Source organism: Clostridium algoriphilum (assembly GCF_020443705.1).
In the GTDB taxonomy this organism is placed as follows: Bacteria; Bacillota; Clostridia; order Clostridiales; family Clostridiaceae; genus Clostridium_AD; species Clostridium_AD algoriphilum.
Map to the genome: position 1 here is coordinate 1 of NZ_JAIZZK010000045.1, position 18,557 is coordinate 18,557.

At 29.2% G+C, this 18,557-nt stretch carries 22 protein-coding genes and 1 pseudogene; 13 read left to right on the forward strand and 10 right to left on the reverse strand.

Annotated features, from left to right (window positions below; genetic code table 11):
• Positions 1–266 precede the first annotated feature (266 nt).
• The gene (locus LGK95_RS19680) at positions 267–1,196 is read left to right on the forward strand and encodes a DUF2935 domain-containing protein (protein WP_226126618.1); all 930 of its coding nucleotides are present in this window, start codon (positions 267–269) and stop codon (positions 1,194–1,196) included.
• A gap of 209 nt (positions 1,197–1,405) precedes the next feature.
• Here LGK95_RS19680 and LGK95_RS19685 read toward each other — a convergent pair whose 3' ends face one another.
• Positions 1,406–1,795, reverse strand: a complete 390-nt coding sequence (locus LGK95_RS19685) for a YmaF family protein (protein WP_226126619.1) — start codon at positions 1,793–1,795, stop codon at positions 1,406–1,408.
• A gap of 177 nt (positions 1,796–1,972) precedes the next feature.
• Between LGK95_RS19685 and LGK95_RS19690 the strand changes: the two genes are divergently transcribed.
• Positions 1,973–2,230, forward strand: coding sequence for a hypothetical protein (locus LGK95_RS19690; protein WP_226126620.1), 258 nt, complete (start codon positions 1,973–1,975; stop codon positions 2,228–2,230).
• 275 nt (positions 2,231–2,505) lie between these two features.
• Here LGK95_RS19690 and LGK95_RS19695 read toward each other — a convergent pair whose 3' ends face one another.
• A complete protein-coding gene (locus LGK95_RS19695; protein WP_226126621.1) occupies positions 2,506–2,799 on the reverse strand; it encodes a hypothetical protein in 294 nt (97 codons plus the stop codon).
• A 585-nt stretch (positions 2,800–3,384) separates the two neighbouring features.
• Between LGK95_RS19695 and LGK95_RS19700 the strand changes: the two genes are divergently transcribed.
• A complete protein-coding gene (locus tag LGK95_RS19700) occupies positions 3,385–3,798 on the forward strand; it encodes a DUF5661 family protein (RefSeq protein ID WP_226126622.1) in 414 nt (137 codons plus the stop codon).
• A 45-nt stretch (positions 3,799–3,843) separates the two neighbouring features.
• The gene (locus LGK95_RS19705; RefSeq protein WP_226126623.1) at positions 3,844–4,224 is read left to right on the forward strand and encodes a desulfoferrodoxin; all 381 of its coding nucleotides are present in this window, start codon (positions 3,844–3,846) and stop codon (positions 4,222–4,224) included.
• Positions 4,225–4,315: 91 nt separating this feature from the next.
• Here LGK95_RS19705 and LGK95_RS22585 read toward each other — a convergent pair whose 3' ends face one another.
• The 3 genes from LGK95_RS22585 to LGK95_RS19715 all read right to left on the reverse strand — a co-directional run bounded on the left by LGK95_RS22585 (position 4,316) and on the right by LGK95_RS19715 (position 5,745).
• Positions 4,316–4,450 carry a hypothetical protein gene (locus LGK95_RS22585; RefSeq protein WP_264174622.1) on the reverse strand — a complete coding sequence of 45 codons (135 nt, stop codon included), beginning with the start codon at positions 4,448–4,450 and terminating at the stop codon, positions 4,316–4,318.
• 58 nt (positions 4,451–4,508) lie between these two features.
• Positions 4,509–4,706, reverse strand: coding sequence for a hypothetical protein (locus tag LGK95_RS19710; RefSeq protein ID WP_226126624.1), 198 nt, complete (start codon positions 4,704–4,706; stop codon positions 4,509–4,511).
• A gap of 622 nt (positions 4,707–5,328) precedes the next feature.
• Complete coding sequence (locus LGK95_RS19715; protein ID WP_226126625.1) at positions 5,329–5,745, reverse strand: hypothetical protein; 417 nt, start codon at positions 5,743–5,745, stop codon at positions 5,329–5,331.
• Positions 5,746–6,035: 290 nt separating this feature from the next.
• Between LGK95_RS19715 and LGK95_RS19720 the strand changes: the two genes are divergently transcribed.
• The 4 genes from LGK95_RS19720 to LGK95_RS19735 all read left to right on the forward strand — a co-directional run bounded on the left by LGK95_RS19720 (position 6,036) and on the right by LGK95_RS19735 (position 9,179).
• Positions 6,036–6,185 carry a lmo0937 family membrane protein gene (locus LGK95_RS19720; protein WP_226126626.1) on the forward strand — a complete coding sequence of 50 codons (150 nt, stop codon included), beginning with the start codon at positions 6,036–6,038 and terminating at the stop codon, positions 6,183–6,185.
• A gap of 70 nt (positions 6,186–6,255) precedes the next feature.
• The gene (locus tag LGK95_RS19725; protein WP_226126627.1) at positions 6,256–7,041 is read left to right on the forward strand and encodes a PRC-barrel domain containing protein; all 786 of its coding nucleotides are present in this window, start codon (positions 6,256–6,258) and stop codon (positions 7,039–7,041) included.
• A 612-nt stretch (positions 7,042–7,653) separates the two neighbouring features.
• The gene (locus LGK95_RS19730) at positions 7,654–7,806 is read left to right on the forward strand and encodes a lmo0937 family membrane protein (protein WP_226126628.1); all 153 of its coding nucleotides are present in this window, start codon (positions 7,654–7,656) and stop codon (positions 7,804–7,806) included.
• Between the two features lie 206 nt (positions 7,807–8,012).
• Complete coding sequence (locus LGK95_RS19735) at positions 8,013–9,179, forward strand: AI-2E family transporter (RefSeq protein WP_226126629.1); 1,167 nt, start codon at positions 8,013–8,015, stop codon at positions 9,177–9,179.
• 456 nt (positions 9,180–9,635) lie between these two features.
• On the opposite strand, the gene LGK95_RS19740 is transcribed toward LGK95_RS19735, so the two are convergent.
• Complete coding sequence (locus tag LGK95_RS19740; protein ID WP_226126630.1) at positions 9,636–10,211, reverse strand: recombinase family protein; 576 nt, start codon at positions 10,209–10,211, stop codon at positions 9,636–9,638.
• Positions 10,212–10,499: 288 nt separating this feature from the next.
• On the opposite strand from LGK95_RS19740, the gene LGK95_RS19745 reads away from it, so the two are divergent.
• From LGK95_RS19745 to LGK95_RS19765, 5 genes are all read left to right on the forward strand, one after another.
• Positions 10,500–11,207, forward strand: coding sequence for a DUF3825 domain-containing protein (locus LGK95_RS19745; protein ID WP_226126631.1), 708 nt, complete (start codon positions 10,500–10,502; stop codon positions 11,205–11,207).
• Between the two features lie 58 nt (positions 11,208–11,265).
• Entirely contained in the window at positions 11,266–12,141 is an 876-nt protein-coding gene (locus tag LGK95_RS19750; protein ID WP_226126632.1) for an ABC transporter permease, read from the forward strand.
• 1 nt (position 12,142) lies between these two features.
• Positions 12,143–12,973, forward strand: a complete 831-nt coding sequence (locus tag LGK95_RS19755; RefSeq protein ID WP_226126633.1) for an ABC transporter permease — start codon at positions 12,143–12,145, stop codon at positions 12,971–12,973.
• A 45-nt stretch (positions 12,974–13,018) separates the two neighbouring features.
• Complete coding sequence (locus tag LGK95_RS19760; RefSeq protein WP_226126634.1) at positions 13,019–14,005, forward strand: ABC transporter ATP-binding protein; 987 nt, start codon at positions 13,019–13,021, stop codon at positions 14,003–14,005.
• Between the two features lie 923 nt (positions 14,006–14,928).
• On the forward strand, positions 14,929–15,108 hold the full coding sequence (locus tag LGK95_RS19765; protein ID WP_226126635.1) for a hypothetical protein: 180 nt from the start codon (positions 14,929–14,931) through the stop codon (positions 15,106–15,108).
• Positions 15,109–16,453: 1,345 nt separating this feature from the next.
• On the opposite strand, the gene LGK95_RS19770 is transcribed toward LGK95_RS19765, so the two are convergent.
• The 4 genes and pseudogenes from LGK95_RS19770 to LGK95_RS19785 form a co-directional block, all read right to left on the reverse strand.
• Positions 16,454–16,642 carry an alpha/beta-type small acid-soluble spore protein gene (locus tag LGK95_RS19770; RefSeq protein WP_226126636.1) on the reverse strand — a complete coding sequence of 63 codons (189 nt, stop codon included), beginning with the start codon at positions 16,640–16,642 and terminating at the stop codon, positions 16,454–16,456.
• Positions 16,643–16,939: 297 nt separating this feature from the next.
• Positions 16,940–17,254 (reverse strand): annotated as a pseudogene (locus LGK95_RS19775) (sigma factor-like helix-turn-helix DNA-binding protein); the annotation flags it as partial.
• 42 nt (positions 17,255–17,296) lie between these two features.
• Complete coding sequence (locus LGK95_RS19780; RefSeq protein WP_226126637.1) at positions 17,297–17,452, reverse strand: zinc-ribbon domain-containing protein; 156 nt, start codon at positions 17,450–17,452, stop codon at positions 17,297–17,299.
• A 105-nt stretch (positions 17,453–17,557) separates the two neighbouring features.
• On the reverse strand, positions 17,558–17,698 hold the full coding sequence (locus LGK95_RS19785; protein ID WP_226126638.1) for a topoisomerase C-terminal repeat-containing protein: 141 nt from the start codon (positions 17,696–17,698) through the stop codon (positions 17,558–17,560).
• Positions 17,699–18,557: the final 859 nt, after the last annotated feature.

An 18,557-nucleotide genomic window follows, 5' to 3' on the forward strand; every position in this document is an offset into this window, starting at 1 on the left:
CATCATTCCCTTCAGCGTAGTAACTGCCTTCCAATTATGCCCTTATGATTTACTTATTATACTGATACCCCTTAAATATATAGTTAGAATAGAATATGGAACCTTTTAAATTCTTTATATTAATAATAGCCTCAAATATTTTGGCATTTTCATACAGTAACTAGCAAGAATATAGGGTTTTAGCAAAACTGAATAGAAAAAAGTAACTTTTTACGTATTCAATTAATATAATGAAAGCGAATGAAAATTTTTAAGGAGGATTTACTATGCTATCTAGTACTGAATTCATACGACAATCGCTGGAAATACATCTTTTTTTTGCAAGGATTATGAAGGAACACTCATTCTTTTTAGAAGTAGGGTTTACACCAAAGGACTCAAATTATATCCAACAGGCGGATAACTTCCGACTAGAGTTTGACAGACTTTTAGCGGATACTATATCACTTTCTAACGGTGTTGTTAGCCCTAGTGTATTACAGTCTGGTGAAGTTATAACACCTTTTACATTAAAAGCTGAGATGGCTACAGCATATTTTACAGGAGTAAATATTCCAATCAATTTGACGAAATCAGAAGCAGGATTAATGGGCAGCAATGAATTAATGACAGATAATCCTATGCTTGAACAAAGAGTATGTATGCTTAATCAGAGAGCAATGCAATTAGTTATGGCCCTAGCTCAATTTAAGACTATGATTTTGTCAGGGGTTATATCATGTAGGATATTTACAAGTAATTACCCTTTACTTATAGACCATATTTTAAGAGAAGCAAAATTTTATTATCAGATAATTCTAAGACTGCAAAATCGTGAGGAAATCAATTTAGTGAAAGATATGTATGAGCAAGAAACTTTTTGGAACAGAATTATGGCTGAACACTCAAAATTTATTCGTGGACTTCTTGATCCAACTGAAAATGAGCTTATAAATGCAGCAAATAATTTTGGAAATGAGTTTGATATGTTGACAAAAGAATCAAAAGAAGCGATGGATAAAACAATCCCAATTTCAAAAGTAACTAAGGACAGCCTAAAAGCAACTATAGAAATAGCTAAATTTAAAACACAAGGTACGCAAGGATTGGTAGAATGTAAAATCAAATCCATAATAATACCATTATTAGGTGACCATACCCTACGTGAAGCAAATCACTATTTGCGTTTATTGAAGATATTTTCAAAGAATATTTAAAATGTTAAAAGACGTCAACTATGTATTGAAAGTCTATTTGCAGTTTTGAAACCAGTGTGTGACGCGTTGTGAAGTGAAAGAACTAAAGTAATTATAAAAGTGAAAAACCGTATTATTCAGAAATGAATTTTATGGTATTTTGCTATGAAGGAGTATAAAGAAGAAAGCGCTGCCTTTTACAGCAGCACCTTAACTCAACTACATTTATACTAAGCCTCTTCTTGAAATATTGGAGCTTCTATAAGTGTAGCAAATATTAACTCGTGGAAATGGTCATCAACGACATTAGTTTTAGCTTCTACAAAATGGACATGCCTACCATCGCCAACTGGTATTGGTAGACCTGAAACTTCTTCAAATTCATGAAAGTGGTCAAAAAAGTCTGTTCTTGATTTAACTTTATGAACATGCCCACCTTTAACGGGTATTGCAGGACCAGATACTCCAGCAAATCTATGATTATGAGCATCCTCACTACCTAATTCAGCTAATCTAGTGCTTCCTAAGAATTCATGGTTGTGAAATTGCTTTTCTTTTTTACAACAATCTTTATCATCATGTTTTTTTTCACAGCCACAATTATCATCATGCTTCGACATTAACATCACTCCTTGTTTTTAGACTTTATTATTATATGCAGCTTATCCTAAAATGAGACTAATATAAAAAAAAGCAGTGCTATCACAGTATACCTTTATCTGAATAATATGAAGTAGCAGTTTAAATACTGATACTGCTAGGAGGTAAAACTATGTATAGTTATTGGCACGCTGTTAGTGATAGACATGAATGTAACAAGTGCAACAGACCCGAATGCAACGAATGTGATAGACATGAATGTAACAAGTGCAACAGACATGAATGCAATGAATGTGATAGACATGAATGTAACAAGTGCAACAGACATGAATGCAATGAATGTGATAGACATGAATGTAACAAGCGCAACAGACACGAATGCAATGAATGTGATAGACATGAATGTAACAAGCGCAACAGACACGAATGCAATGAATGTGATTAATCATCCTTAAAAGTTTGGACAAGCTATAAAGGAATTTAAAAAATATTTATGGTATGAATTAAAATAAGATGTCGTGAAATTAAGTTTTCACGACATTCGTTTTGTTTAAACTATGTAATAGAAAATTGTTTATCTTTATTATAGTGATTAACTAGATTGAGGAAATCTACTATTTTAATTTACTATTTTAATTTACTATATTTTATTAACTGTTCTCTTGTTAATTTGAAATTCCTACCTAAACAAAAATATTGTGGAGTGTCTCCTTGGACGTCTACAATATTTTTAGTATATATACTCTGACATTTTAGATCCTAACCTTTTCCAGAAGTATTCTCCTTCATCATATGTTCCAGTACCATCAATAATATCAATGTTAAATTCTTTTACTAATTGTATTAATAAATATGTTGCATGCTTCTTATGTGTATATTTAATGTCTACGTTTATATCGTTCACATACATCCTGTTTTTATTTATCTCAAAAGATATATTGCCTATTATTATCCCCTCAAATGAAATGTTTTTTACGCCTATATCATTATTGTGAATTGTTCCGATGTCTTTTAATTTATACATTCTGATGCGTTTCCTCCTTGTCAACAATTCTTACTTAAAGTTTATTATAATAAATTAATTATATAACTTGTAGTAGATGCATTCTATTTAAACATTCAATACTTGCCATAATTGAAATTATAATAACAGTTATATGTATTTTTTTCTTTTCTCCTTGTTTTTGATTTTTATAATTTTTAATATAATTTTTACCATTATTTCTAGTATATTCTTATATGCAATATTATACAAATGAGTTTTTAATATGATGATTATCATAAACATTGTTGTAAATCATAAAAAGCAAAATGTCGGTTCTAGAAAAAAATAAAAATAAGGTTATTTATGTGCCTCTCTAGAACTCCCAAACCATCAAGAATAGGCATAATTATATCAAGTACTACCAAATGGGTGTTTTTGCCTGAACCGCCAAAAGGTATATTAGTAAAATTGAAAATTAGTCAATGGTCTGTTCGCCCACTTATTTATTCAGCTGTTAGCCTATTATTATATTTTTTAACTCATGTTAAGGTTAATTAGTAAGAAGGGATGTGGCCTCTAAGTAAAATTCATTTTATTAAAAAAATATAAAAGGAAGTGTTTTCTATGTTAGAAGAAACATTATTTACGAGTGAAAGAGCTAAAGAAATTGGTGAAAGTATTGGAATTAATTGGACAAAATTTAATGTAGAACAGTTCAGAATGGGATTGGTGGTTGAGCTTGAACATGGAAAGATATCTCCACATACAAATGTTTCAGATAATGACCCATTAGTTACAGCAAAAATTGCGCTTGCACATTTGGAAGAATTTCCTGACTATTATACTAGACTAGAAAAGATGGAAAATAAAGCTGAAAAATATTGGGATAATCATAATCCCTTAAATGACAAACAAGAAAGTGACGTAAATAGTAAAAATATTTATACTGGGGACAATGATGAGGAGGTTTTAAATTGTGAAGGGAAACCTTGCAATTTTGTATACGATGATGTAAAAGGACAAGAAAAAGAGGATTAGTTAGTTAACGCGTATATTAAAATATAAAATTTTGTAGGTATAATTATGCCTAAACTTAAAGAAGTCTATAAATGCGAAATTTGTGGTAATATCGTAGAAGTTTTACATTCAGGTGATGGAGTTTTAGTTTGTTGCGGACAGCCAATGACATTACAAGTTGAAAATACAGTGGATGCAGCAAAAGAAAAGCATGTGCCAGTTATTGAAAAGGTTAAAGGTGGAGTTCTTGTTAAAGTTGGTGCTGTTGAACATCCAATGTCAGAAACGCATTATATTGAATGGATAGAAGTTCAAACCGCAAATAAACTATTTAGAAAATATCTAAACCCTGGCGAAATACCTCAAGCTCTATTTATTATAAATGAAGAAGTTTTAAGTGTACGAGAATATTGTAATATTCACGAATTATGGAAAGATAGTTTGTAAATTAATTTGATTTATAACGCTTCATGTAGAATGCAGTCATATCGATAAACTGATGTGACTGCTATTTTATATTCAACAAATAAACGTGCAGTCATTTAGGGTTCAAGCCGCTTGATTCGCCAGTGAATTCTGCCTTATTTAACGCAATTTCTGGTATATCTATAATATTTTTTTCGTTTCTCCACCACTTTAGAAGCTCTTCTAATTCTGGTTGTTGTTCTACCAATTTTAGAAGATTTTCCGTTTTATCTGCCGATACTACCAGAGTATTACTAGTGGGGTGGCTAAAGCCCTAAATTCCATGGAGCTAAGGCCGTTTCTTTTTCCATAGATTTCAACATTGCTTCTATTTCGCTTAACTTAACTCTAAATTTTTTAATTTTAGATGGTAAACTACACTTCCCTAATAACTTTTTCAATTCTTCAATTTCATTTTTTTCAGCTAATAAAAGTTCAATAAATTGTTCTTCATCGCCTGCCATAAATCCTCCATTATATTAGTATATTACTAAATTTATTACGTTATTAAAATTAAAATTCAAAATAAAGGAATACTAGAAATGATATTTATATCGATTTCCTTTGCCTTGCCATTTATACTTCCTAATAATTTTGTCTTTAATAATGAAAATGAGAAGCATTTTATTACAGGTACAGTCTAGCTGCCACCCCCTATATAAGGTTGAAAAGTCAGCACTTTAATAACTTTCACAACAAGTGCTCATGATATGAAAAATAAATTGTTAAAAAAACTAAAGGAATTAGCTATATAATGCTAATTCCTTTTTATACTTTTATGATTCTATTTAATTTAAGGGGGACTCAAATTAAATTCTTGTTATTTGTTACTCTTACTTATTATATATTTGTATTTGTAATAACAAGTAATTGGAGATTAGTATAACATACTTATGTGATAAATATGTCGAATTTGCTCATTTATTTACCCAACACCTTATTATGTTGAATGCTATAAATCATTTACAATATGTTGCTATTATGTTCTTATTGAGGGATTTTATACAATTAAGAATGGATAAAATAAGTATCAAAAATATTTTATTAGTAAGTCGAATATATTATAAATTAGTTGCTTGTGTTTCGTTATTCGATTTGCAACAGAACCATATCAATTGAACACTTAAATAACTTTCCACTATCCACATTAACACAGTAAGCAATATCATCCAATGTGTATCCATCCGTGTTTAGAGTGTATAAATAATAAATGTTTTTATTAATAACCCTTTTTGAATCATAAAGAACATGGAAGCCCACAACCCTTGATGTCACGATTTTTAGACCCATTTCTTTGGATATCTTAGGATTAGAAATTCCAACACTATTACTATCTACTTTAGTAGTATTATTAGATGCAAATGCAAATGAAGATATTGATACACCTGTTAGAAGTATAGCCATTGATAGCATAAGACCAATTGTAGGCAACTTCATTTGTTTTTTTGTAATTGTTATTATAAATATAAAAAAAACAAACAAGCCTAGTGATCTAAATAACATAAACCCATCTCCTTATTTTTTATTTTAAATATTTTTGTATCCCATTACAATATTTCGACAAATTATTACTAATTCCTTTTATTTAAACCAAATATTTTCAGCTTTTGTATAAATAAGTAAATGAATTAAGCAAATTAATTGTCGTAAAAGTTGAAACAAAGGGGAATTAGTGATACAATGTAACCATAATATTCTAAGTTTTCTGTAAATTTAAATTTGTGTAATATTAGACATAAAGTTTAGGTGTTAACACTATTTGTCAAAAATCAGTTTATAAAGGAGTGATATATATGGGATTATTACGTTGGTTAGCAGGAATATTAATAATTTTCTGGTTATTGGGGCTGGTGCTTCATATTGGTGGTGGCCTGATACACATATTAATTGTAATAGTTGTTATATTATTCATTTTTGATGTTATTGGTGGAAGAGGACGATAATAGAAAGTGTTATTTTAAATATAACACAGTACCATTTTACAAAAAAATAAAATATGAAAGGGATGTTATTATGTTAAACAAAGCCAAAACACTAAAGAATTACAAATTAAATTGTATAGACGGAGAAATAGGTAAGGTCAAAGAATTCTATTTTGATGACCACTTTTGGGCAATTCGCTATTTGATTGTAAACACAGGAAATTGGTTAACTGGTAGACAAGTAATAATCTCACCGTATGCGTTGGCGGGGGTTAATAAAGAAGAACAATCCATCACCATTAATCTCACCAAGAATAAGATTGAAAACAGTCCTTCTTTGTATAATGATGAACCTATATCACGACAATATGAAGAAGATTACTATAAGTATTATGAATGGCCCGTATATTGGGGTGGACCAAACATGTGGGGAACACCTGGACTTTCTCCTCACATAGAGAGTAGTCAAGACCAAGAAAAATTAATGGGATCACCTCAAGTTAACGAACAGTGGGAAAACCATTTACACATGGCTAGTGATGTAATTGGGTACGACATCCAAGCTACAGATGGCACGATTGGACATGTTGATGATTTTGTAATCGATGATAAAACATTGGCGATTCGTTACCTAATCATTGATACAAATAATTGGTTGCCGGGGAAAAAGGTTCTTATTTCACCAAAATGGATAGAACGCGTTAGTTGGGATGAATCTAAAGTATTCATCACTCTTCTTCGTGAAGACATAAAGCAGTCACCGGAATACACAAATGAAGCTCTGTTAACCCGAGATTACGAGAATGGACTGTATCAACATTATAAACAACAGGGATACTGGATCGATGAGCTGGATTCCAATGAACCTTTACGCTAAAACAGGTGAGCGAGAATCTGTATTTTTTTGATATAACTATATGTAGGTGTAAATGTGTATGTTGATAAAGAACTAATTAATTAAACTTCAATGGTATAAATTGTATTTACCATTGCAGTTTTTGTTTTATTGCTACAGAGACCCATAACATGTCGTTATTAAACTTAATTGTTTATAATATTATTCTATACATTAATTATAATTGTTTTATTTTTTGTTACAGAAAAACTAATAGATAGAGAAAAAAAAGAGTATGACAGAATACAATTACAAGAGAACATAGAAAAAGTAAAGAGGGTCTAACCCTTCTTATAATCGGATCTTTTGGCTGACAAAATCACTTGAACTATAGATGTGATGCAAAGTGAACGATATAAATAAATTATAATTTAAAAACAAAAGGGAGTGTGAATTATATGTTAGCAATAATTGGTGGAGTGGTTGTAATAATTATAATACTTAAAGTCCTCCATATATTTTAGTTATTATATATATAATAACTAAAATAGATTCAAAAATGGTAAGTATAATCTAATTAGAACTCATAAAAATGTTGAATTTATGTATTAATGGATTTTGTTAAAAATAAATATATGAAAGGAAGTGATATATATGGGTATTTTACGATGGATAATAGGAGTAATGATAATATTATGGTTACTAGGGTTTGTCCTTAATATTGGTGGAGGTATGATACATATCTTGATTGTAATAGCTGTAATTATATTTATTTTTGATTTTGTTATAGGTAGAGGAAAACATTAGATAATATTTAGGAATAGTAGTTTTAATTTGGGCACAAGAAAAAATGCTTATAAATTGTGGATCGTAATCTTATGTGATAATCCAGAATTTGTTTGTTTTGTTTTATCCTCTAAAATAGACCCATTCAAAAACGGATATTTTAATACTTACCATTGCCTATGTATTTATTATAATGTAAAGCAACTAGTTAGAAAGGGCAGAAGAAAATGAAAATAGATAAAAAATTATTACAATACTGTTTATATGCCACGATAACCGTGCTACTAATTTATATGGGTATAACAATTTTCAATAATATAAGAGACATATTATCTTCAATATCAATCATAATAGGAGGTATTATTGGAATTATAAAGCCGCTTCTTATGGCATTAGTAATTGTTTACTTATTGAAGCCGGGTGTGAAAAGCATTGAAAATTTCTTGGAAAAGAGAAAAATATTTAAAAGAGCAACACCGAGAAGAGTAGTGGGGATTTCAGGAATGTATATATTAGTAATAGCTGTTTTTGTAGCTATTATTAGTGGAATATATATTATGATTGGTGGAAAAATATCTAATAATATAACCATATCTACGATGATAGGATATCTGAATAATTATTTAAATAACCCGACATCAGTAGTTAGTTCTACTATTACTAAGAAATTACAAAGTTCAAATATTTCGATGCTAGGAAATCTACATGAAAAGATTATCCAGGCTGTAAGTTATGTTCAGTCGTATTTTTCGACAAGCATAGAAGTGATGACAGCTTCTATGCTATCTATAGGAGGCAATATAGTTTCGTTTTTCATAGCAATAGTATTAAGTATATATTTAATGCAAGACTCAGAATACTTTATGAATTTATGGAATAAAATTTTTAATCTTATATTTGGAAAAAGTAAATCAGGAAATATATTAAAAGAAATCCTATCTGTTATTAATAGTACGTTTTATAAATATATAAGGGGACAATTAGTAGAAGCTTGCTTTGTAGGAGTTCTGTCAGCTATTGTACTGTATTTCATTGGAATAGATTATGCTTTAATAATAGGAATTATTGCAGGCATTTGTAACATGATACCATATATTGGACCTATTATTGGAACTGTTCTCGCAGTAATTATTGCTTTACTAAGTGGACAACCCATTAAGGCAATATGGGTAATAATTGGAATGCTTGTAATTCAACAAGTGGATAATAGCTTGTTAGCACCAAAAATTATTGGAGATAGTGTAGGTTTGCATCCAGTATTCATTATGCTTGCTATTATTATAGGTGGTAATGTAGGTGGACTTTTAGGGATGCTAATAGCGGTACCGGTTACTGCCTCTTTGAAAATATTACTTAGTAGATGGTATACTTCTCATATGCAACGATTGAACTAATACGCTATTTCTTGACATATAAATTATCTTCTTCATATTTTAAAATAATTTTCATTTATAATTGAATACAGAGACCTAAATATAGCTGAAATAGATGCCTCTTAGAGGTATAATGACTTTGAATATGTAGTATACTGGAGCACCTAGTACTTATATGTTATGATAAATACATAGCAACTCAATATTTTTTTAATTAAAGTCCCCCTTTAATTAAATATAAGTATATAAACTAAAAAAGAATTAGTGTTAATTTAATTAGCTAGTTCTTTTTTATTTTTTTGCAGAAAAATAATTATAAGTTCAATGTAACTCAATGGTAATTGTGTTACTTTCACATTGGCTATATTGCCCATTCCTCAAAAATTTCATTTTGAATGTAACATAACGTGTTGACTTATAACATTAAATGTATTATAAATAATGTCCTAAATTTCAAATGCTTGCAGCAGATCCGTATTAATTGCTCTCTTTATATTGATTAATTAATTTATAAAATGTAGTTTTCTTTAATTCTAATATTTTCATAACATCAATCGCTTTTATAGTGTTTTCCTTGTACATATTGTAATACTTATCCCATAACTTCGGCACTTTAATAGACTTACGTCCTTTATATTTTCCTTCTGTTACTGCAATTGATATGCCTTCCATCTGTCTATCTTTTAGGTAGTCACGTTCAAGTTGTGCAACTGCTCCAAATACTGTGAGCATGAATACTCCAGTAGGGGTTGTAGTATCTATGGCCTCCTTTAATGATATAAATATAATGCCCTTACTATTTAATTGTTCTACAAGTTCCAACAAATCTTTAGTGTTACGAGCGAACCTACTTATGCTATCTACAATAAGCTTATCGCCGTTTTTTAATGATGCCATTAGATTAGTTAACACCGGTCTTTCTGTTACGTTCTTACCGCTAACCTTCTCTATATAAACACATTCCATTGGTATGTTATATTCTTTCGCCTTTACCTCTTGTCTAATAGTCTTTTGTTCCTTTGAACTAACTCTGATATAAAAGTAAGTTTGCATGTAATCACCTCGTTATATTTATTATATTAAATCGTTCGTTTAAAGTCCATCTATTACATGAACGTTTTATATGTATATTACCCACCATACAATGCCACTTTGGAGGCTATTAGTTTACGTTCGTCTGCGGTATACTCTAAGTGAACTATATGATTAATATCAAGATAAATGAGAGTAAGTCGTAAATCTTCCTTTTGTAAGCTATTAACAAAAAATCATTTTTTTATATTACTACAAATTTTACAATTGCTATGATATAATTTATATTGTAATTTTTAGGAGGTTTTTATGTGTAACAAAATATTAACAAATTTAAGAGATTTTGCTTATATACCATGGGCATGGCCTGGAATGTTGGATTATCTAGAAGGATTTGCATTAAAAGAAAAATGGAAGTTTGAAAATGTAGAAGCAAATAAAAATATAAAAAATCCTATTTTGGAGAATTATATAATGCACACATTCGGTCGTTTAGCTACTGAAAGAAATATGACCAATGAAGATACAGTAAAAAATTCTCAAATATATATAGATGACAATATGGCTTGCTTTAATACAGGGTTGTTCACCAAAAACTATAAATACATATATGCATATTTTGAAAAAAACAAAGAAGCAACTAGTGCTTTAGACTGGGTATTAAAAGGGTTCTTTGATGATGGTAAGCCAGAATTGATGAAAATATGTGAATTACCTACAAGGGCAGAGTATTTCTCTGATATTAGTGACTTGATTTATGATACAAAACTTATTTTAAGAGTAAACAGCGCACATATTTTAGATAATCCGACTAATAAAGAACGTATTCCAGAATCATTGAGATCAATGGAGACTTTGCCAATGCTTTTTGATGGAGAGGAACTTGGTTTTACTAAGTATAAAAAGCAGTTATCTTACTTTGTAGAATACTGTGAGAGTGAGGATAAAAACTTTATAATAGATGATAAATACGTTGATTTAGAGCCAAATACATGGGTTGTAATAGGTGCATTTTGATTTCAAATACAATATTTTGCAATTAATAAGAAAGAAAATTTGCAAGGGGGGCAACTTTATGTTTGATGAAATTATTAAATATTCTGGGTTCTTTCAAAATGCAATAAAACAAAAATATGCATATAAGTTTAAGGTACTTGTTTTTTCAATATCACCGTTAATATTTATGTTAATTCAATATTATTTGTGGAAAGCCATTTTTGAAAGTAACAATGGAATTTTATTTAATGTTTCTATGGTTCAATATCTTTCATATGTAGGAATAGGGTTAATAGTAGAAAATGTTACATTATGTCAGCAAGATTTGTTAGTTGGGGAAGAAGTTAAAAGTGGCAACGTGGCAATGAGCCTTTTAAAGCCTCTTAATTATGGTGCAATGGTATTTGCGAGGCATTTAGGAGATAAGATTGGAGAATTAATAAGCATAGTGCCTGTATTTTTATTTGTTATCCTTAGAATAAGTATAAATACGGTTAGTATTGTGGTGCTTTTAGAATTTCTAATTAGTTTAATTTTGGCTTTTGTTATAATGTTTTTTTTATGCTATATAACAGGGCTACTTGCCTTTTGGGCCACTAATTGTTGGGGATTGCACTTTTTGAGAAAGAGTCTCTCTTTTGTTTTTTCTGGACAGGCAATAGCTATAGAAATGTATTTTATGGTTGGGAAAAGTAATATTACTTATCTTCCATTCTCTTTTCTAAGCGCTGAATTTATTAAACAATTGTTCCAAGCACTTGGATATATCTCTTACTGTTTACCTTTCCAGGCTATGTATTATACCCCATCAGGTATATACACAGGTATAATTAGTGGTCAACAAAATATTTTAATTCATATGTTTTTGCAATTAATATGGATTATATTTATGATGTTTATCATAAAACTTATATGGAAAAAAGCTGAGAAAAGAATTTCAATATTAGGAGGCTAAAATGGTTAAGTTTTTGCAATTGTATTCAGCATTTTTAAAACAGCAGATTAAAGCATTAATTGAATATAGATTGGATTTTGCTATGGGCATGATAGGATTAGCCATATTTCAAATTGGGAGTTTTTTGGTAATATTCAGTGTATTTACTCAAATTAAATCAATTGGAGGATATACGTTTAATGAAATCTTATTATTTTATGGATACTCTCAAATATTAAGAGGTATTGACCACATATATAATGATAATTTATGGTCGATTGCTTTTGGAGCTATAAAGGATGGTAAGTTTTCTCAATATTTATTGCGCCCCATAAATCCAATTCTCCATATCATTATGGAGAAAATTCAATTTGATGGCTTTGGAGAGTTATTGATTGGTATTATCATGTTCATTTATGCTAAATCAGCATTGAAACTTAATCTTGGAATTGAAGGATCGATTATATTATTAGTCTTTTCAATAGCAGGATTAATGATATATTTTGCAACAAAACTTATTTGCGCGGCAATATCATTTTGGACTATGACAAGTGGAGAATTTATGGTGATAACTTATGAAGTTAATAGTTTTACAAAATATCCTCTGGATATATATAAAAATAGGATGCTTAAATTTTTACTGACATATATACTCCCATTTGCAATGGTTAGTTATTTGCCTTTAGTATATTTTATTAGAGAAAAAAAATATATTGGGAATGTATTAGGAGTACATTACACTTGGCAATATTATCCTGTAGTCTTTGTAGTATGCATAGCAATTAGTTTTCTATCAATTAGCCTATTTGTATGGAATAGAGGATTAAAGAGATATCAACCTCCAGGAAACTAAATAGTAATTAGAACTAGAGAAATTTTATTTAAGGTGGTGGATTAAGTGATTCATGTTGAAAATTTGTGTAAGGATTTTTATTCAAATAAAAAATATGAAGGTTTTGGAGGTGCTATAAAATCTTTATTTTCAAATGAAAAAATAGTTAAGAGAGCAATAGATGATGTTAATTTCCATATTCTCGAAGGCGAAATAGCAGGATATATTGGTCTAAATGGGGCGGGAAAGTCTACTACTATAAAAATAATGACTGGATTAATGACGCCTACGTCTGGGAAGTGTATTGTAAATGGGTTAGAGCCTTACAAAAACAGAAAAATGCATACGAAAAATATTGGAGTTGTTTTTGGACAACGTACACAATTATGGTGGGACTTACCTGTATCGGAATCTTTTAGTATACTTAAAAGAATTTACGATATACCTGATGAGAGATTTAAACAAACATTTTCTGAGCTAAAAGAAGTACTTGATTTAGAGGAGTTTTATTTAACTCCAGTTAGAAATTTGAGTTTGGGACAAAGAATGAGAGCTGATTTAGCAGCTGCGCTATTGCATAATCCTAAAATTATTTTTTTAGATGAACCTACAATTGGCCTTGATATCATTGTAAAAAGCAAAATTAGAGAATCCATAAAACGGATTAACGAACTCAAAAAGACTACTGTTTTGTTAACTACTCATGATTTAGATGATATTGAGCAGTTATGTAATAAGATTATTATAATTGATAAAGGCAAAATCATATATAATGGAACACTTAATGAAATAAAAGACAAGTATGCAATATATAGGAAGGTTATATTTCAAATAAAAGAACAGAAAAATTTAAACTTTAATGAAATTTTTAAAATAGACTTTAAGGATTTAACCTTTGTAGAAACAACTAATAATTTAGAAATTAAGTTTAATAGAGCAACCATTCAAGTACAAGAATTGGTCAATTTCGTAATGCAGAATTATAATGTAAAAGATATTACTATTCAAGAGCCTCAAATGGAGGATATTATTAAAGAGATATATTCTAATTAGAAGGTTTATGTAATATATTATTCAATACATAATGAAAGGAATTAAAGGGGTCTCGCCAACATTTCCGACAAAACCCACGTTAAGAAATTATATGGATAAAAGATACCAAAAACGTTAGATGATAGTCTATTTTGATACTTTGTTTTTGGTAATTATTTTGGTACTACATTTTCCCAAAATAAGAACTAAAATAGTACCTAACTCTATCAGCACCATAAACGACCGTTTATGGTGCTTTTGCAAAAGCATTTATTTACACTCTCTGTTTTCATGAGTATCTGTCATTTTAAAACCTTTGCTACCATATAACGCCTTGCAACCTTTTGTTCACTAATAGTCCAAAGAAAAACTTGTTTATATTCCTTTTGGACAGAAATCAATTGCCATATCAATGAATTTGTAACATAGTTTCTTAAAAGAATTTGAAACCTTTTTAATATATTAGACTATAAAAATAGCCACTCTCTTTAGGAGAATGGCTATTAACTATCGCATACTTTATTCGTACGCTATACCATATACTATTCAATACGATTCTGAAAAATTCCATATTTTAATTATATATTTATATTACTATTATTTAACTTCCTATTAAGCTTATTGCAGCTACTACAATAGAGCATAAAATTAAAAAGGGTCATTGGTAAAAAAATAATATTTTCACATGCGCACGTATGTTCTATTTATGTTACAATTAATGCCATGAACAATAATATTATTGTTCATTCAATACACAATGTCAACAGGATAATAACGATAATAAACCAAAGGATATTGAGATACCTAAAACTAATTATGTGTAGTAAATGCTAGTGGTTAATTTTAAAATTGATATAACAAGTTCCCAGCAGTATACTACTTAAACGTCCTATTGTTTTATATCATTTATTCATGATATTTTATAAAATAAAAGAGGTGGTATTATGACAAAAGGGAAAAAGAAAAATCTTTCAAAAGCTAAAAATCATTTTTCACAAGTTGGCCGACTTGTAAAAAATGGTTTTGACGAAGCTCTGAAAGATTTCTCGAAAAATATTTTTAGTTTTTGTTTTAAAACGTTTCTATTGCTTATTATTAATTTTCTAGTAGATTTATTTAAATAAGGGCATTTAAAATGTTCTTATTTTTTTGTTAATAAGCATACACACTATTCACGCTTATAACTTTCCACAAATTATTGTTATTGCTTTATTACTAAGTATATCATAAAACCTAATATACCACATGATACACTAAATAAATAAAGCCTGTATTTCTACAGGACTCTTAAGTTTATAGAAATTTTCAGGGTTGTTAAGGGTTTAGTTAAATTTAACTAAACCCTTAACAACCCTACTCTACAATACCCATAAATTACAGCTTTTTACCTCACCGTTAAATTTAACATTTGACTATAAGTTTTGACACCTTCGTATACGTTGGCTTTAGGTTGTAATTTTACCGTTGTCAGTACTTTTGAGTTATGACACTGATGTGTGAATATAAAATTTCTTCAAAATATAATTTTGTATTTATTTGTTTGTTCAGATAAAACATACTAAAGAATTATAAATCACTTTTATAGTACACGCCTATAAACCATAGGTACACTGTTTTTATCCTCATCATACTCATAATTAAATTCAACTAAAATCTAACTACCGCATTCCCTAATGGGACTTTCCCTACGGGCTACCCTTCCATTCCTCCACTTGGTCTGATCTAAGTCTATTAACCTATTTTTACAGTATCAACAACGATTAATTAGTTAAAATCCAATTATGAATTTTAACTGAAAACTAATTAAATAATTTAATTTATAAAACAATGAATATTTCTAAAAAAGTGGACAAGATGTAAAAGACATGAAAATTTAATATCTCTTTTTAAAAGAGGCTAATTGATACTAGTCTCTTTTGTTGTGAAAACCAAGGTATAGATTAACTTAAGTTATTGCTATTTTGTTAAACTTAAGTTAACATACTATTACCATTTCTTTTTGGGTATGGTTTTTAAATGCAAAGGTAATTAGGTTAGGGGCCCCCTTATCCCTAATACCTTTGCATTTTTTATTTACAGGCATTATTACACACTAACATCAAAAATGCCTAGCAATTACGCTAGGCTAAAAGAAATAATAATAACTGTAGTATCCGATATAATAAATAAATATTTATCCACTGGACATTTAATACTCTCGCGATATATATATTCATAACACTTCTAAAAGGTTCCAGGTATACCGTTGGAAACAGTAGGGTTTTAGACCATAACATGAATCTTACAAAAACATATATTTCACAGTTCGTATATAAAAAATAAAATATGTTTTGTTAATATCGAAATAAAAAATCATTTTATATAATAAGGATGGGAAAAGACAAATATCGTGAAAAGATCGTCTAACGACAGAAAGACATAAGAAAGCCTAGCGTACACCAGGCTTTCTTATGTCTTTCTTATTACGTATTATAAATTCTTTTCGTAAGCCTCAACCATTTTTTTAACCATTTGTCCGCCTACAGAACCATTCTCTCTTGAAGTTAAATCTCCATTGTAACCATCTTTAAGATTTACTCCTACTTCCCTAGCAGCTTCCATTTTAAATTTATTTAATCCAGCCTTAGCCTTTGGAACTAATACTCTATTTTTTGACATATAAATTACCTCCTCTATATTTTATAATTATTTTTTTTGTACTACTATCTTGTGTATTATTATAAACAGTATTCATAGTAGTTTATGGCTATTTTAATATAATAAAATAAAAAAGGAGTATTATGTTAAAAGTATATAATCAGTTTTTTTAGCGTAAACATAAGGCCTATATCTTATTCCGATTAATAATTAAAAATAGCCACTCTCTTAAAGAGAATGGCTATTAACTATCGCGTACTTCATTCGTACGCTATACTATATGGTATGCAATACGTATTTTAAAATTACATACTCTAACTATGTATTTATATTTATATTATTTAAGTCCTTATTAAGCTTCTTTAATACGCTCTTTTCAATTCTAGAAACATAGGACCTAGAGATTCCTAGAATCAATGCAATTTCTCTTTGAGTTCGAGGATTACCATCAAGTAATCCATAGCGCATTTGAGTTACTGCTTTTTCTCTATTATTCAAACCTATGTTTATCTTATTATAAATCTGTTTAAGTTGTATTTTACGTTCTACTATATCAATAATAGAATCTTCATCACTACTTAATACATCAATAAGAGATATCTCATTTCCACCTTTATCAGTTCCAATAGGGTTATTATAAAAAATAACCCCATGGAGCTAGTAATAAATCTTATACTATTCTCTGCTTCTTTGTAATTTTCTTGCTTTTCTGCAATCAGGACATCTTTTAGGTTCATTTTCGAATCCTTTTTCTTTGTAGAATCCTTGTTCACCTTCGGTAAATATGAATTCTTTACCACAATTAATACAAACTAAAGTCTTATCTGTCATTATAAAATTGCCTCCAATTTAATTATGTTAACACTCTTATATACTATGTCTTACGGCAACACTTCGTACGTACCATAAGCGACCATCAGTGTACTTTTGTCCGCCTTATATTGAATATAATAAAGAAGCATCAAACTTTTTACCTGCCTTATTTTTAAACCCTTTTATTTTATTCGTCTTACCTTTTTCAATAAGCTGTATTGCTTGCTTTTCTGTTAGCTTTTTACCTGCTATTGTCTTCCAAATTGTAAATTTACAACATTATAACATTTATGATATAAATGAAAACAAAAAAAAAATTGTAAAAGAATATGAATAACCTATTTAGTATATATTTAATATCTAAATGTTTTAAAGATACTGGGCATATAAGGAAAGCTCGAAATAAGATACGTAAAGGCATACGAAAACACCTATAAATTGTAAAAAAATCCACTGAAAAGATACGTAAGGGTATACGGAAACATACTAAATTGTGATATCACTGTTTTGCTAGGCTTTGCCTAGTTTATCACCCCAAGTGATATCAAAAACTCCTTATGCTCATACAGAGAACTAGGGGGTACCCATTATCTTAAAGGTTGTATCAAAATTTACGCTACTAAAAAACCAAGAAAAAAGGAGAAGTTATGGATATTATAATTAGAAATCTTGATGTAAAGTCGGTGCAAAAGTTGGATGAAATTGCTAAAGAAAAAGGATTACTCGCCAACAATTTTTTAAAAATTATATTGAAACTTTAAGTGTATTAGGTGTTCTTAAGGAAAGTGAAACTAAGTATATAGATTTAGTAAATCAATTATCTTTTTTAATTAAAGAAAATACTAATGTTTTAACGCAAATTCGAACTGATTTTATATTGGATGAGGAGGAGTAAATTATGAGCATTAAAGTAGAAAGTTGATAAAAAAGAAACACAGAAACTTAAAAAGGTAACGGAAGCTGATTTAAATAGCTTTTTGAAACATCCTTTTAAAAAGCCAGAGATTAACGAACTTGAAAACACTAATGATGATGATGAGTATAAAGACATATTATCTGGCGTAGAAATTGGAACAGTTGCTACAAGAGCCAACATCATTGAAAATGCTAAGAGGTACAATTA

Coding starts and splice junctions, on each gene's coding strand:
- LGK95_RS19745 (WP_226126631.1), top strand. CDS start 10,500: ATGTGTAACAAAATATTAACAAATTTAAGAGATTTTGCTTATATACCA.
- LGK95_RS19755 (WP_226126633.1), top strand. CDS start 12,143: ATGGTTAAGTTTTTGCAATTGTATTCAGCATTTTTAAAACAGCAGATT.
- LGK95_RS19710 (WP_226126624.1), bottom strand. CDS start 4,706: ATGGCAGGCGATGAAGAACAATTTATTGAACTTTTATTAGCTGAAAAA.
- LGK95_RS19725 (WP_226126627.1), top strand. CDS start 6,256: ATGTTAAACAAAGCCAAAACACTAAAGAATTACAAATTAAATTGTATA.
- LGK95_RS19695 (WP_226126621.1), bottom strand. CDS start 2,799: ATGTATAAATTAAAAGACATCGGAACAATTCACAATAATGATATAGGC.
- LGK95_RS19720 (WP_226126626.1), top strand. CDS start 6,036: ATGGGATTATTACGTTGGTTAGCAGGAATATTAATAATTTTCTGGTTA.
- LGK95_RS19780 (WP_226126637.1), bottom strand. CDS start 17,452: ATGACAGATAAGACTTTAGTTTGTATTAATTGTGGTAAAGAATTCATA.
- LGK95_RS19715 (WP_226126625.1), bottom strand. CDS start 5,745: ATGTTATTTAGATCACTAGGCTTGTTTGTTTTTTTTATATTTATAATA.
- LGK95_RS19735 (WP_226126629.1), top strand. CDS start 8,013: ATGAAAATAGATAAAAAATTATTACAATACTGTTTATATGCCACGATA.
- LGK95_RS19730 (WP_226126628.1), top strand. CDS start 7,654: ATGGGTATTTTACGATGGATAATAGGAGTAATGATAATATTATGGTTA.
- LGK95_RS19740 (WP_226126630.1), bottom strand. CDS start 10,211: ATGCAAACTTACTTTTATATCAGAGTTAGTTCAAAGGAACAAAAGACT.
- LGK95_RS19700 (WP_226126622.1), top strand. CDS start 3,385: ATGTTAGAAGAAACATTATTTACGAGTGAAAGAGCTAAAGAAATTGGT.
- LGK95_RS19765 (WP_226126635.1), top strand. CDS start 14,929: ATGACAAAAGGGAAAAAGAAAAATCTTTCAAAAGCTAAAAATCATTTT.
- LGK95_RS19685 (WP_226126619.1), bottom strand. CDS start 1,795: ATGTCGAAGCATGATGATAATTGTGGCTGTGAAAAAAAACATGATGAT.
- LGK95_RS19750 (WP_226126632.1), top strand. CDS start 11,266: ATGTTTGATGAAATTATTAAATATTCTGGGTTCTTTCAAAATGCAATA.
- LGK95_RS19705 (WP_226126623.1), top strand. CDS start 3,844: ATGCCTAAACTTAAAGAAGTCTATAAATGCGAAATTTGTGGTAATATC.
- LGK95_RS19770 (WP_226126636.1), bottom strand. CDS start 16,642: ATGTCAAAAAATAGAGTATTAGTTCCAAAGGCTAAGGCTGGATTAAAT.
- LGK95_RS19680 (WP_226126618.1), top strand. CDS start 267: ATGCTATCTAGTACTGAATTCATACGACAATCGCTGGAAATACATCTT.